This window comes from Stutzerimonas azotifigens DSM 17556 (assembly GCF_000425625.1).
Lineage (GTDB): Bacteria > Pseudomonadota > Gammaproteobacteria > Pseudomonadales > Pseudomonadaceae > Stutzerimonas > Stutzerimonas azotifigens.
This window is the reverse complement of record NZ_KE384409.1, coordinates 261,167-273,585: the sequence shown is the minus strand read 5'-3', so window position 1 is coordinate 273,585 and position 12,419 is coordinate 261,167. Positions and strand designations below refer to the sequence as shown.

12 protein-coding genes are annotated in these 12,419 nt (G+C 68.4%); 4 read left to right on the top strand and 8 right to left on the bottom strand.

All coding sequences use genetic code 11. From position 1 onward, the window contains the following. Positions 1-110 precede the first annotated feature (110 nt). Complete coding sequence (locus H610_RS0113230) at positions 111-563, top strand: VOC family protein (RefSeq protein WP_028240120.1); 453 nt, start codon at positions 111-113, stop codon at positions 561-563. Between the two features lies 1 nt (position 564). Further along, positions 565-1,392: an aldo/keto reductase gene (locus tag H610_RS0113225; protein WP_028240119.1), complete on the top strand. Its 828-nt coding sequence runs from the start codon at positions 565-567 to the stop codon at positions 1,390-1,392. A gap of 21 nt (positions 1,393-1,413) precedes the next feature. On the opposite strand, the gene H610_RS0113220 is transcribed toward H610_RS0113225, so the two are convergent. From H610_RS0113220 to H610_RS0113195, 6 genes are all read right to left on the bottom strand, one after another. After that, positions 1,414-1,707 carry a hypothetical protein gene (locus tag H610_RS0113220; RefSeq protein ID WP_152529099.1) on the bottom strand — a complete coding sequence of 98 codons (294 nt, stop codon included), beginning with the start codon at positions 1,705-1,707 and terminating at the stop codon, positions 1,414-1,416. Positions 1,708-2,017: 310 nt separating this feature from the next. Further along, positions 2,018-2,854 carry a CsgG/HfaB family protein gene (locus tag H610_RS0113215; RefSeq protein ID WP_028240117.1) on the bottom strand — a complete coding sequence of 279 codons (837 nt, stop codon included), beginning with the start codon at positions 2,852-2,854 and terminating at the stop codon, positions 2,018-2,020. Positions 2,855-2,871: 17 nt separating this feature from the next. After that, a complete protein-coding gene (locus tag H610_RS0113210) occupies positions 2,872-3,288 on the bottom strand; it encodes a curli assembly protein CsgF (protein ID WP_028240116.1) in 417 nt (138 codons plus the stop codon). Then, entirely contained in the window at positions 3,285-3,677 is a 393-nt protein-coding gene (locus tag H610_RS0113205; protein ID WP_028240115.1) for a CsgE family curli-type amyloid fiber assembly protein, read from the bottom strand. Before H610_RS0113205 ends, H610_RS0113210 begins: the two co-directional genes overlap by 4 nt. Continuing rightward, entirely contained in the window at positions 3,674-4,312 is a 639-nt protein-coding gene (locus H610_RS0113200) for a helix-turn-helix transcriptional regulator (protein WP_028240114.1), read from the bottom strand. Before H610_RS0113200 ends, H610_RS0113205 begins: the two co-directional genes overlap by 4 nt. A 248-nt stretch (positions 4,313-4,560) precedes the next feature. After that, on the bottom strand, positions 4,561-5,838 hold the full coding sequence (locus H610_RS0113195) for a hypothetical protein (protein ID WP_028240113.1): 1,278 nt from the start codon (positions 5,836-5,838) through the stop codon (positions 4,561-4,563). Positions 5,839-6,950: 1,112 nt separating this feature from the next. Between H610_RS0113195 and H610_RS0113190 the strand changes: the two genes are divergently transcribed. Next, positions 6,951-7,928 (top strand): SDR family oxidoreductase, encoded by a 978-nt coding sequence (locus H610_RS0113190; protein ID WP_028240112.1) that lies wholly within the window; start codon positions 6,951-6,953, stop codon positions 7,926-7,928. Here H610_RS0113190 and metR read toward each other — a convergent pair. Next, complete coding sequence (gene metR, locus H610_RS0113185; RefSeq protein WP_028240111.1) at positions 7,925-8,848, bottom strand: transcriptional regulator MetR; 924 nt, start codon at positions 8,846-8,848, stop codon at positions 7,925-7,927. The genes H610_RS0113190 and metR overlap by 4 nt on opposite strands. A gap of 128 nt (positions 8,849-8,976) precedes the next feature. Next, a complete protein-coding gene (locus H610_RS0113180; protein ID WP_028240110.1) occupies positions 8,977-9,570 on the bottom strand; it encodes an exopolysaccharide biosynthesis protein in 594 nt (197 codons plus the stop codon). Between the two features lie 158 nt (positions 9,571-9,728). Here H610_RS0113180 and metE point away from each other — a divergent pair, with 158 nt between their 5' ends. Then, positions 9,729-12,044 (top strand): 5-methyltetrahydropteroyltriglutamate--homocysteine S-methyltransferase, encoded by a 2,316-nt coding sequence (gene metE / locus H610_RS0113175; RefSeq protein WP_028240109.1) that lies wholly within the window; start codon positions 9,729-9,731, stop codon positions 12,042-12,044. Positions 12,045-12,419 lie beyond the last annotated feature (375 nt).

The following is a 12,419-nucleotide window of genomic DNA, read 5'->3' as shown; positions in this document are numbered from 1 at the left end:
TCGGGAGAAGGTGGCCCGCAGGGCCGGATGAGGGTGAATTCCCGCAGAGCCTTTTGCCGTCCTATGCTGTCGGAACGATGAAGCATCCGTCTCTCGCACAAGGAGCTTCCATGCCGACCCTCAGCAAGCATACGCAGGCCAACCTGATTCCCTGCCTGCGCTACCGCGACGTCCCCAAGGCCATCGACTGGCTGCGCGTGGCCTTCGGCTTCGAGCCGCAACAGGTGTATTCCGACAGCGAGGCGGGCATCCTGCACGCGCAGCTCACCTTCGGCAGCAACGGCATGTTGATGCTCGGGCCGATGAGCGATTCGGCCGCCGGGCGGCTGATGACCCACCCCGACCAGGCCGGCGGCCTGTCCACGCAGAGCATCTATGTGATCGTCAGCAGTGCCGACGCGCTCTACACCCAGGCCAAGGCGGCCGGCGCGGAGATCGTCGTCGAGCTGAAGAACGAGGACTACGGCGGCCGCGGCTTCAGCTGCCGCGACCTGGAAGGTCACCTGTGGAGTTTCGGGACCTATGATCCCTGGGTCGAACCCAACCGAACGGAGGAACCCTGACATGCGCCGCCTCGAACTGGCCGACGGCACGCCCGTCCCGGTGATCGGCCAGGGCACCTGGCACCTGGGCGAGGACCCGGCGCGGCGCAGGCAGGAGGTCGCCGCGCTGCAGCTCGGCATCGAGCACGGCATGGCCCTGATCGACACCGCCGAGATGTACGCCGAAGGCGGCGCCGAGGAGGTGGTGGGCGAGGCGATCCGCAACCGCCGCGAGCGGGTCTTCATCGTCAGCAAGGTCTACCCGCACAACGCCAGCCGCGCGGGTGTCCCGCAGGCCTGCGAGCGCAGCCTGCGCCGGCTCGGCACCGACTGCATCGACCTCTACCTGCTGCACTGGCGCGGCCTGCATCCGCTCGCCGAAACGGTGGAGGCCTTCGAGCGGCTGAAGGCACAGGGCAAGATCCGCCGCTGGGGCGTCTCCAACTTCGATGTCGACGACATGCAGGAATTGCCCGCCGTGGAACACTGCGCGACCAACCAGGTGCTCTACAACCCGGCCGAGCGCGGCATCGAGTACGACCTGCTGCCCTGGTGCCAGGCGCGGCGCATGCCGGTGATGGCCTACTGTCCGCTGGGCGAGGGCGGCAGCCTGCTGCGTCACCCCGCGCTGCTCGAGGTCGCCCGCCGCCAGGGTGCCTCGCCGGCGCAGGTCGCGCTGGCCTGGGAGCTGCGCCAGCCGGGGCTGATCGTCATCCCGAAGGCGGCCAATGCCGAGCACCTGCGGGCCAACGCGGCGGCGGCCGAGCTCCGCCTGAGCGAGGAGGAGCTGGCGATACTCGACGACGCCTTCCCGCCGCCGACCCGCAAGCAACCGTTGAACATGGTCTAGCTGGCCGCGCGTCGCGGCCCCTCACAGCCGCGTATCGAGCGACTGCGCCAGGATCTGCCCGAGCCCCTGGCGGGCCAGATCCGCCAGGCTGTCCGGGCGCTCGTTTTCGTCGATCAGCCGCAGCTCGGCGAGCGCAGCGAAGCGCCCCGGCTCCAGGGGCAGGGGGCTCAGATGCCGCCCGCTATCCACCGGGCTGGCGTCCACCGCATCGAGGCTATCCAGCACATCGTTGGCGACTCGGGTGAAAACCATGCTGCAGACGAGCACAACGCTGACCAGCAGCAACCCATAGGCATTCCATCTCGGCCGCTTCATGGGGTAACCCCTTCTTATTGACATTGTTATGACAGCCATCGTGCCGAGCGTGTTTCGGCCGCGGCATCCATCCAACGATTGAAAGGGCCGGATGGCAGGCGCCGGTGTCATGAAGGGAAAAGAGGAAACCGGCGCTCGGCAGGATCGGTGCAGTCGAGCGCCGGCCGCGGTCAGGCGGGAAGGCAGGCCGGGGGCTGGGTGAACGTCCGTGTTCGTTGGGGGGCTCCTGTTCTTGTCGTACTGGCATGGTGCCCGTGGCGGGCCGGGCGCAAATCCATCGAAGGATTGAAAGTGCGCTTCGTTTCGACGATCAGTCGGCAGCCGGTGGGGTTAGGAATTTCGCCAGCGAGCTCTGCTCGGACGGCCTGTTGTCGGCGGTCTGCCACAGGCGACGCTCGACGCCCTGGGCGACCAGATGGCCGACGGCCGCCTCGATCGCCGAGAGCACGCACAGCTGCGCCGGCTCGTTGGTGGTGTAGCCGGCCTCGGCCTCGAGCAGCTCCTTGAACTCGACGAACTTGTAGACGTTGGCGCTGCGACCGATGGAGTAGATCGTCTTGGTGGTCATCACGTTGGCCAGCACCTGGCCGCTGCGAACGTCCACCGCGCGCAGGTTCACCGTGACCTGGTCGACCCGGTACTCCTGCGACAGGCCGATGCCCAGGTAGCGTGCGCCGGCGCCGCCGCTGCGCACGTTGGTCTCGTAGGCGACGATGGCGCCTTCCATGATCAGGTTGGCGGCCAGCAGGGAGGGCAGGTCGTCGGCGATGTTGGCCGGTACGTCCGGCTTGTTCTGCGAGGCGCGGACGATCTTGCGCTCGGTGAGCACGTTCTGCAGGCCCTCGCGTTCGAGGACGATGAACCAGCCGCTGGCCTGCATGGCGTCGACCAGCATGCTGGCGGCGCCCTGGGTCACGGCGGTGGAGAACGAGCTGGCCGGGCTCGGCTTGTATTGCCCGGTCTGGTCGCGGAAGCCGTACACGGCGGCGACCAGCCGGCCCTTCGGGCGTGGCAGCTGGAGCAGATCCTGATAGCTCGAGGTGCGCGGGGTAAGGCGCGGCGCCTCGGCGTCGGCCGGCATCGGTTCGCGCACCGAGCAGCCCTGCAGCGTCGCCAGTACGGCGAGGGCGAGAATGACCTTGTTCATGTGCGAGCGCTCCCTGCTCAGTTGATGGCGCCCAGGCCGTTGACGACGATTTCCGACACCTCGCCGGTCAGCCGGTCGGTGATCACCACGCTGAGATTTCCCGAGTCGTTGAGGATGTCGATGATGAAGTCATCGGTGGTCAGCGAGCCGGTGTTGGCGCTGCCCAGGTCGCTCAGCAGCTGCGACAGCAGGCGCGACTGCAACTGGCTGGTGAAGCGGTCGAGCGCCGAGGTGCCGGTCAGCGAGGAGCGGTCGAGTGCGTCCGGGTCCTTGTGGTCGTTCTGCGCCTGGGCGTTGCCGAGCAGCCAGGCGCCGTTGAGCGGGCTGCCGCCGAACGAGGGGTTCACCGGCGTGTAGACCAGTTCGGTGGCGCCGGCGGCGTGGCTGAGCAGGAGTGCGAGCAGCAGTCCCGTGCGGGTGGTCGTGCGTGTCATAGCTCATCCTTGGCGAGGTCGAAGGTGTCTTGGAAAAGGGCTTGCACCCGGGCGCGGTTCACCTGCTCGACGACCTGGTCGGCGGCGGCATGGGCGATTTCCCGCATGTCCGCGACGTTCGGCTGGAGGAAGCGGCGATACAGCATGGCGTTGCCGAACTCGACCCAGAGCAGGATTCCCCAGTGGGCCGAGGGGCGCTCCTTGACCGCCAGGTTGAAGTCCAGCGGGCCGATGTCGCCCAGCCGCTCGCAGAAGCTGCGGTAGAACGCCTGCCCGGTGCGCGAAACCGTGCTGTTGGTGACCAGGCCCTGCAGCTCCGGCTCCGCGGCCCGAGCGCCCGGGGCGAGCAGGTGCAGGGCCAGCAGCGCGCCGATGACCGAAGGTCTCATGAGGCGGACTCCGAGGAATGGCCGAGCACCATGGCGGCGCCCTGGGCGCGGTTGGTCGCGCCGAGCTTGCGCAGGGCGTTGTGGACGTGGCTTTTGACCGTGTGGGTGCTCAGGTGCAGCTTCGCCGCGATGGCGGCGTTCGACAGGCCCTTGCCGGCGAGCAGCATGATCTGCCGCTCGCGCGTCGACAGCTCGTCCAGCGCCTGGCTGCTGTGCACCACCTGGCGATAGTGCTGGACCAGCGTTTCCAGCAGGGCGCGCGGCAACCAGTCGCCCCCGTCGAGAACGGTCTTCACGCCCTGGACGAAGTGCTCCGGCGCGGCGTCCGGGTAGAACACGGCCTTGATCGAGGGCGCCTTCTCGATCAGCCGGCGGGCGCGTTCCGGCGAGGTATTGATCAGCGCAATGGCGGTGCCGCTCAGTTGCCGGAGCAGTTCGAAGCATTCCTCCAGGGGGAAGCTGCTCGAATCGAACAGCAGCAGCTCGCAGTTGCCGCAGCCCGGCTGCACCGAGCCGTTGTGGGCCAGGGCGTAGTGGGTTCGGGCATGCAGATGGCGGCGGACGGAACGTACCAGCGATTCGTTTCTCGAGAGTACGACAAGACGGACGGATGAAGCGGGACAAGCGTCGATCATGAGCGGTCCTTGCGTGGCATTTTCTTCTTGTTGTCTTTCGCCCCTTACTCCGTGGGACGTCGCCATCTGATAGTAGGGGCGCATCCGGATCATGCTGGCCGAATGACCTCATCTTGGCGTTTATGGCGTTGTGCATGGCCGTTAAAGCCGCTTTTCGCTGTAAATGAATCTTTGAAATGTGATCGATTCGGTCGATTTTTCGTTTATCTGAAAGGCTTGCCGGTATTCGCCGGCAAGCCCTCGCGCCCTCAGTTCTGCGTGACGGTGGCGATATTGCCGCTGCCGCTCTGCATCACCATGGCGGTATCGCCCATGCCCATCTGCGAAACGATCGCCTGGTTGGCGACGCCCGCCTGGGTGATGTCGGCCAGGTTGGCTTCGCCGCCCTGGGTCAGCACCACCTCGTTCTCGCTGCCGGACAGCTGGGCGATCTGTGCGAGGTTGAGGGTGCCTTCCTGGGTGATGTCGACCACGTTCAGCTCACCCGTGCTGCTGCCGACGATGCTGTTGCCGCTGCCGGTCTGGTAGGTGCTCAGCAGGTTGGCGGTGCCGTTCTGTTCGAAGGTGACCGAATTGCCGCTGCCTTCCTGGACGGCATAGGCCTCGTTGTCGGTGCCGCGCTGTACCAGGGTCGCGCTCTGGTCGATGCCGCTCTGGTCGATCAGCGCGTACTGGGCGGTGCCGTTCTGGTCGATCTCGGCGATGTGGTCGCTGCCGGCCTGGTAGATGTCGCCGACGTTGTCGTCGCCCACCTGGAACACGTAGGCGTACTGGTTGGTGCCGGTCTGGTCGACATAGCCCTCGTTGCGGTTGCCTTCCGAGGAGATATTGGCGGAAAGGAAGGCGCCGTCGTGCTGGTCGATCAGGGCGTAGTTGTCGTTGCCGACCTGGGTGACCTGCGCATCGGCATTGTCCACGCCTTCCTGATAGATCTGGCTGATGTTCTCGCTGCCGCTCTGGTAGACACCGGCGGTCGCCATGCTGGCGGCGCCCTGGATGACGGTACTGTCGTTGTATTCGCCGCTCTGCTCGACGAAGACGCTGCCGTCGTTGACCGAGGTCTGCAGGGTCTCGGCATAGTTGCCGGTGCCGGTCTGCCCGGTATAGGCCTGGGTGCCGCCGACGGAAGCCTGCGAGGTCACCGCGATGTTGCCGGTGCCGTCCTGCTGCTGCTCGATGTGGCCGGCGTTGGTGCCGGTCTGGTCGGCGACGGCCTCGTTGTCCTGGCCGAGCTGCGACTGGACGATGCTGCTCTGCTGGGCACCGGCCTGATCGGCGGTGGCGAAGTTGTATTCACCCTGCTGGGTCTGGCTGGCAGTGCTGCCGACCGAGAGGGTCTGCGTCACATCGGCGTCGTTGAAGTTGCCGGTCTGGACCTGGAGCGCCGAATTGGCACTGCCGCCGCTTTGCGTCACGCTGGCGAGGTTCTGCTCGCCGGTTTGCTGCTGGTCGGAGGTGTTGTCGGCGAAGGCCTGCAGGGCGACCACGCTGAGGATGGCGGCGGCGAGCGGTTTGCACTTGAACATGTCGTTCTCCATCGAGGGGTTCAGGTTTTACTGCCGTACTTCCTTTCACAGGTGCCGGAGGACCGGCCCTTCGGGCGCCGGCTGCGACGCGTCGCGCGTGCTGCGGCAGGCTGTTCCAAGGGAGTGCGCATGTCCTGGACGCTGGCCACCGCCGCGGCTGCACGCTCGCAAGGGGCGGAAAGCGGGCGAGCCGGGCCCACCGCGGCGGCGTGCCTGCACGCGCCTGACAGGGTGGGAAAGGGAGGGGCTCGCACCGGGCGGTGCGTCGGGTCGGGGCTCGGAGGCCAGGCAGGCCGGGGACTGGTCGGACATGGGCACATCCCTGCTGAAGGTGGCGACCCTCGGAATCCGTGCGGGTCGCTCTTGATGTTTTCAATGGAGGGTAGTGGCTTCATGTGACGTAAAGACGTCATTGGGTACGCCGTTCGTCGGTTTATTGTCGCTACGCTGGGCCGGCCGCTTCGGATCGGTGTTCTGGGCCGAGGTCCGCCCTGTCGCCGCGAGGGCGCACAATCCACAGGGATGTGGTGAATGCTGCAAGCCCGTCGGGAACGGGCGCGGCCTCCCACGGGTACGGTGTGGCTGCGGGCTTGGCTGAAGGAGGCCCGACCTCGGGGCAAGCTTTTGGGCGCCGGGTAGGCGGGGCCTGCCTGACCGCCGCGAGGGCGCGCCTCCCACGGATACGGTGTGGCTGCGGGCTTGGCTTGGCTGTGGGAGGCCCGACCTCGGGGCGAGCTTTTGGGTGGTCGGGTAGGCTGCGCCTGCCTGTCGCCGCGAGGGCGCGCCTCCCACGGGTACGGTGTGGCTGTGGGGCTTGGCTTGGCTGTGGGAGGCCCGACCTCGGGGCGAGCTTTTGGGTGGCCGGGCAGGCTGCGCCTGCCTGTCGCCGCGAGGGCGCGGCCTCCCACGGGTACGGTGTGGCTGTGGGGCTTGGCTTGGCTGTGGGAGGCCCGACCTCGGGGCGAGCTTTTTTGGGCGGGGCCTGCCTGACCGCCGCGAGGGCGCGCTCCGGCAGCGCAGGGCGACCATTGGGCGGCCGCCCGGAATGAACGGGCGGCTGCGGCGGTCAGCTGGCAGGTGACCCTCTGTCCCTTCGTACCCAGGAGAGCGAGATGAGCGAACGCACACTGGCCGGCGCAGTGGTGGTGATAACCGGCGCCTCGAGCGGCATCGGCCGTGCCGCGGCGCATGCCTTCGCCCGGCGCGGCGCGCGCCTGGTGCTGGCCGCGCGCGATGCCGAAGCCCTCGAGGACGCGGTGCGCGAGTGCCGCGAGCGGGGCGCCGAAGCGCTGGCGGTGCCCACCGACGTGACGCTGAGCGACGCCCTCGAACGGCTCGCCGCCGCGGCCTCCGAATTCGGCCATGGACGCATCGACGTGTGGATCAACAATGCCGGCATCGGCGCGGTGGGCAGCTTCGACGAGACGCCGCTCGACGCCCACGAGCAGGTGGTGCAGACCAACCTGCTCGGCTACCTGCGCGGCGCCCACGCGGTGATGCCGTACTTCAAGCAGCAGAAGGCCGGCGTGCTGATCAACACTCTGTCGATCGGCAGCTGGCTGGCGCAGCCCTATGCGGTGGCCTATTCGGCGAGCAAGTTCGGGCTGCGCGGCTTCTCCGCGGCGCTGCGCGGCGAGCTGACGCGCTGGCCGGGGATCCACGTCTGCGACATCTACCCGGCGGTGATGGACACCCCCGGCTTTCGCGACGGCGGCAACTATGCCGGGCGCACGCTGCAACCACCGCCGCCGGTGTACGACCCGCGCCGCGTGGCGGAGGCGATGGTCAGCCTGGCGCTGCACCCGCGGCACACCACCTCGGTCGGCGCGGCGGCGACCTTGCTGCGCTTGCTGCATTTCGTCACGCCGGGTTTCGACCGCCTGAACGGGCTGATCGTCGGGGCCGCGCTCGGACGTGCCGAGCGCGCGCCCACCTCGTCCGGCAACCTGTTCCATCCGCCCGGCGGCCAGCGCCGCATCGACGGCGGCTGGCGCCACGCGCACGAGTCGCAGGGGCTCAAGCTCGCCGCCGGGGCACTGGCGGTCGGTGTGGCGGGCCTGTATCTGTGGCGGGAGCTGAATCGCCGCTAGCGGGCACGCACCGCGCTGACGCCTTCGAGGGTGGCGAAGGAGGTGTCCTTGGCGGTCAGCAGGAAGTCGCGCATGAAGGGTGCATCCAGCATGTCGCTGCGGATCGCCGCATAGAGCGTCGCGTACAGGCCCTTTTCGCCGAGGCGGCGCGCCGTCACGTAGCCGCGCGCGCTGTACTCGTGCAGCGCCCAGTTCGGCAGGCTGCACACCCCGCGGCCGGACGCCACCAGCTGCATCATCATTACCGTCAGTTCGGAGGTGCGTACCTGCGCCGGCTCGACGTCGGCCGGTTCGAGGAAGTGGTTGAAGATGTCCAGGCGGTCGCGTTCCACCGGGTAGGTGATCAGGGTCTCGCGCTCCAGGTCCTCCGGGCGGATGTAGGGGCGGCTCGCCAGCGGATGCTGGTTGGCCACCGCCAGCAGCGCCTCGTAGGTGAACAGCGGTACGTAGGTGATGCCGGGCAGTTCGATCGGGTCGGAGGTCACCACCAGGTCCAGGTCGCCGCGTGCCAGGGCCGGCAGCGGCGCGAAGGAAAAGCCCGAGGCCAGGTCGAGCTCGACCTCCGGCCAGGCATCGCGGAACTGGTCGATGGTCGGCATCAGCCACTGGAAGCAGCTGTGGCACTCGATGGCCATGTGCAGGCGTCCGGCGGTGCCGCCGGCCAGTCGCGCCAGGTCGCGCTCGGCGCTGCGCAGCTGCGGGATCACCGTGTCGGCCAGTTGCAGCAGGCGCAGGCCGGCGCTGGTGAAGCGCACCGGCTTGGTCTTGCGCACGAACAGCTGCAGGCCGAGGCGCTCCTCCAATTCCTTGAACTGGTGCGACAGGGCCGACTGGGTCAGGTGCAGGCGCTCGGCCGCTTCGACCAGGCTATCGGTCTCGCGCAGGGCGTGCAGGGTCTTGAGATGGCGGATCTCCAGCATGCCGGGCTTCCCTTGGCAGCAGTGCCGACGCCGTGGGAGGCGTCGCGCGAGTGGACGGTGGCATGAGCATCGCTCAAGTGCCCGGAGTGTCGCGCAGCCGTCCGCCGCTGTCGATAGCGGACCGCCGGCTAGAGCAGGATCACCCGGCCGACGAAGAACACCAGCAGCGCGAAGAAGCCCACGGCGACCAGCGTCATCACCCCGTCGCGCGCCATCAGCCCCAGCCCGAGCACGCTCAGGGCCGCGCCGGCCGTCGAGTTGCCGAAGGGCACCAGCTCCAGCGGGGGCATGGTGCTGGCGATCAGGATGCACAGCACGGCGTTCAGCCGTATCGCGATGCCGCTGTTGAGGAAGGTCAGGCGACGGCGCAGCAGGCGGTCCACCACGCGCGCGATCTTATGGAGAAAGGCCAGCGCCTTGTTGAATTTATCTCGCGATGCGCTGCGCTTGAGCAGCCACTGCGGCAGCCAGAAGTGCTGCCGCCCGATCAGCAGCTGGCCGGCGATCAGCACCACCATCACCGCGAACACGCTCGGCAGCCCCGGGATGCCCGACAGCGGCGAGAGCACCAGCAGGCCCGGGATCAGCAGGATGACGCCGAAGCTGCGTTGCCCGGCAGCTTCGAGCATCTGCCCGATGGTAACGGGCTGGCGATCTTTGCCGGCCTTCTCCAGGCGCTGCAGGAGTTCTTCGAGCGTTTGCGGATCACGATCGGCCGTCATGGGTGGTCCTTTTTCCGGGGCACAGAGATTTAGAGACCGTCAGCGCCGCTGGGCTTCATGAATAATTCGAAAGTTCATGACGAATAAAATGAGTTTTTCTAAATCTGTGGCGCCCGGAACAATGCCTGCCATTCGAAAACGAACATGGAGATTCGATGATGGCGTTGGCACATTCCCTGGGGTTTCCCCGTATCGGCCGTGACCGCGAACTGAAGAAGGCGCTCGAGGCCTACTGGGGTGGCCGGCTCGACGAGGCCGGCCTGCGTCAGGTGGGCAGCGAGCTGCGTGCCGAGCACTGGCGGCTGCAGCGCGACGCGGGCCTGGACCTGCTCCCCGTGGGGGATTTCGCCTGGTACGACCAGGTGCTGACCCACTCGTTGATGTTCGGCGTCATCCCGCCGCGCTTCGCGTCCGCCGGGGCGCAGCCGACGCTCGACACCCTGTTCGCCATGGCCCGCGGCGTGACCCACGCCTGCTGCGACGGGCATGGCTCGGCCGGCGGCGCGGCCAGCGAGCTGACCAAATGGTTCGATACCAACTACCACTACCTGGTCCCCGAGTTCGCCGCGGACCAGGCCTTCAGTCTTTCCTGGACGCAGCTGTTCGAAGAGGTGCAGGAAGCCCAGGCGCTTGGCCACCGGGTGAAGCCGGTGCTGATCGGCCCGTTGACCTACCTCTGGCTCGGCAAGGCGCGGGGCGTGGCCTTCGACAGGCTGGAGCTGCTCGACCGCCTGCTGCCGGTGTTCGGCGAGGTGCTCGAGCGCTTGGCGGCGCTCGGCGTCGAGTGGGTGCAGATCGACGAGCCGATCCTCGCGCTGGACCTGCCGCAGGCCTGGAAGAACGCCTTCGAGCGGGCCTACAACCTGCTCAACCGGGCGCCGCTGAAGAAGCTGGTCGCCACCTATTTCGGCGGGCTGGACGACAACCTCGGGCTGGCCGCCGGGCTGCCGGTGGACGGCCTGCACATCGACCTGGTGCGCGCGCCGGAGCAGTTCCCGGCGATTCTCGACCGGCTGCCTGCCTACAAGGTGCTGTCGCTGGGGCTGGTCAACGGGCGCAACGTCTGGCGCTGCGACCTCGAGCGGGCGCTGGCGGTGGCAGGCGAGGCGGCGGCGCGGCTGGGCGAGCGGCTGTGGATCGCGCCGTCCTGCTCGCTGCTGCACAGCCCGGTCGACCTCGACGCCGAGGACCGCCTGGACCCCGAGCTGAAGCAGGGGCTGGCCTTCGCCGTGCAGAAGTGCCGCGAGGTGGCGCTGCTGGCCCGCGCCATTCGCGAACCGGATGCGCCGGCGGTGCGCGAGGCGCTGGCGCAAAGCGGCGCGGCGCTGCGTGCCCGCGCCGATTCGGCGCGCATCCACAAACCGGCCGTGCAGGCGCGCATCGCCGCCATCCGCGAGGAGGATACCCGGCGCAGTCTGCCGTTCGCCGAACGCATCGCCCGCCAGCGCGCGCGGCTGCAACTGCCGGCGTTCCCCACCACCACCATCGGCTCCTTCCCGCAGACCGGCGACATCCGCCGGGCGCGTGCGGCCCTGCGCCAGGGGCAGTTGTCGCCGCAGGCCTACGTCGAGACCATCCGTGCGGAGATCGACCACGCGATCCGCGTGCAGGAGCAACTCGGGCTGGACGTGCTGGTGCACGGCGAGGCGGAGCGCAACGACATGGTCGAGTACTTCGCCGAACAGCTCGACGGCTACGCCTTCACCCGCTTCGGCTGGGTGCAGAGCTACGGCTCGCGGTGCGTCAAGCCGGCGATCATCGTCGGCGACCTGAGCCGCCCGGCGCCGATGACAGTGGACTGGATCGGCCATGCCCAGCGGCAGACCGCCAAGCCGGTCAAGGGCATGCTGACCGGGCCGGTGACCATGCTGATGTGGTCCTTCCCGCGCGAGGACGTCAGCGCCGAGACCCAGGCGCGGCAGCTGGCGCTGGCGATCCGCGACGAGGTACGCGACCTCGAAGCGGCGGGCGTGGCGATCATCCAGATCGACGAGGCGGCCTTCCGCGAGGGCCTGCCGCTGCGCCGGGCCGCGCGTGAGCACTACCTGCGCTGGGCGGTCGAGGCCTTCCGCCTGTGCAGCGCCGGCGCCGCGCCGGAAACGCAGATCCACACGCACATGTGCTACAGCGAATTCAACGAGGTGATCGAGGCGATCGCGGCCATGGATGCGGACGTCATCACCATCGAGACCTCGCGCTCGCAGATGGAGCTGCTCGACGCCTTCCGGGCCTTCCGTTATCCCAACGACATCGGCCCCGGTGTCTACGACATCCACTCGCCGCGGGTGCCGGCGCCGGAGGAGATGATCGCCCTGCTGGAACGGGCGGTGGAACACATCCCGGCGGAGCGGCTGTGGGTGAACCCGGACTGCGGCCTGAAGACCCGCGCATGGCCGGAAACCGAGGCGGCGTTGGCCAACATGGTCGCCGCCGCCCGCGAACTGCGCCGGCGGTACCGGGCGGAAGTGGCCTGAAGGCGACGGCGGCCCTCATCCGGCCTGCGGCCACCTTCTCCCGGGGGAGAAGGGAAGGGCACCGCGTCCACACAAGGCCGATCGCCCCGGGGGCGGGCCTCCCACAAGAGCAGGCGGTGCTGCACCGGACCCCTGTGGGAGGCCCGCCCGTTCCCGACGGGCTTGCGGCATTCACCACATCCTTGTGGATTGCGCACCCTCGCGGCGACATCTCAGCCGAGGCCGGGCTAGGCCTCTTGGTGGTAGTGAGGGCAGATGCACATGGCTCATGTCACCCCCATCCGCTTTGCGGGCCTGCGGCAACGAGGTCGCAAGCAGAGCTTGCTCCTACAGGCGTAGGGCTTGCCTGCGATCGGGGCCTTGGGCGAATCGCGG

Coding starts and splice junctions, on each gene's coding strand:
- metR (WP_028240111.1), bottom strand. CDS start 8,848: ATGCTGGAGATCCGCCATCTCAAGACCCTGCACGCCCTGCGCGAGACC.
- H610_RS0113190 (WP_028240112.1), top strand. CDS start 6,951: ATGAGCGAACGCACACTGGCCGGCGCAGTGGTGGTGATAACCGGCGCC.
- H610_RS0113195 (WP_028240113.1), bottom strand. CDS start 5,838: ATGTTCAAGTGCAAACCGCTCGCCGCCGCCATCCTCAGCGTGGTCGCC.
- H610_RS0113205 (WP_028240115.1), bottom strand. CDS start 3,677: ATGAGACCTTCGGTCATCGGCGCGCTGCTGGCCCTGCACCTGCTCGCC.
- H610_RS0113230 (WP_028240120.1), top strand. CDS start 111: ATGCCGACCCTCAGCAAGCATACGCAGGCCAACCTGATTCCCTGCCTG.
- H610_RS0113215 (WP_028240117.1), bottom strand. CDS start 2,854: ATGAACAAGGTCATTCTCGCCCTCGCCGTACTGGCGACGCTGCAGGGC.
- metE (WP_028240109.1), top strand. CDS start 9,729: ATGGCGTTGGCACATTCCCTGGGGTTTCCCCGTATCGGCCGTGACCGC.
- H610_RS0113180 (WP_028240110.1), bottom strand. CDS start 9,570: ATGACGGCCGATCGTGATCCGCAAACGCTCGAAGAACTCCTGCAGCGC.
- H610_RS0113210 (WP_028240116.1), bottom strand. CDS start 3,288: ATGACACGCACGACCACCCGCACGGGACTGCTGCTCGCACTCCTGCTC.
- H610_RS0113220 (WP_152529099.1), bottom strand. CDS start 1,707: ATGAAGCGGCCGAGATGGAATGCCTATGGGTTGCTGCTGGTCAGCGTT.
- H610_RS0113225 (WP_028240119.1), top strand. CDS start 565: ATGCGCCGCCTCGAACTGGCCGACGGCACGCCCGTCCCGGTGATCGGC.
- H610_RS0113200 (WP_028240114.1), bottom strand. CDS start 4,312: ATGATCGACGCTTGTCCCGCTTCATCCGTCCGTCTTGTCGTACTCTCG.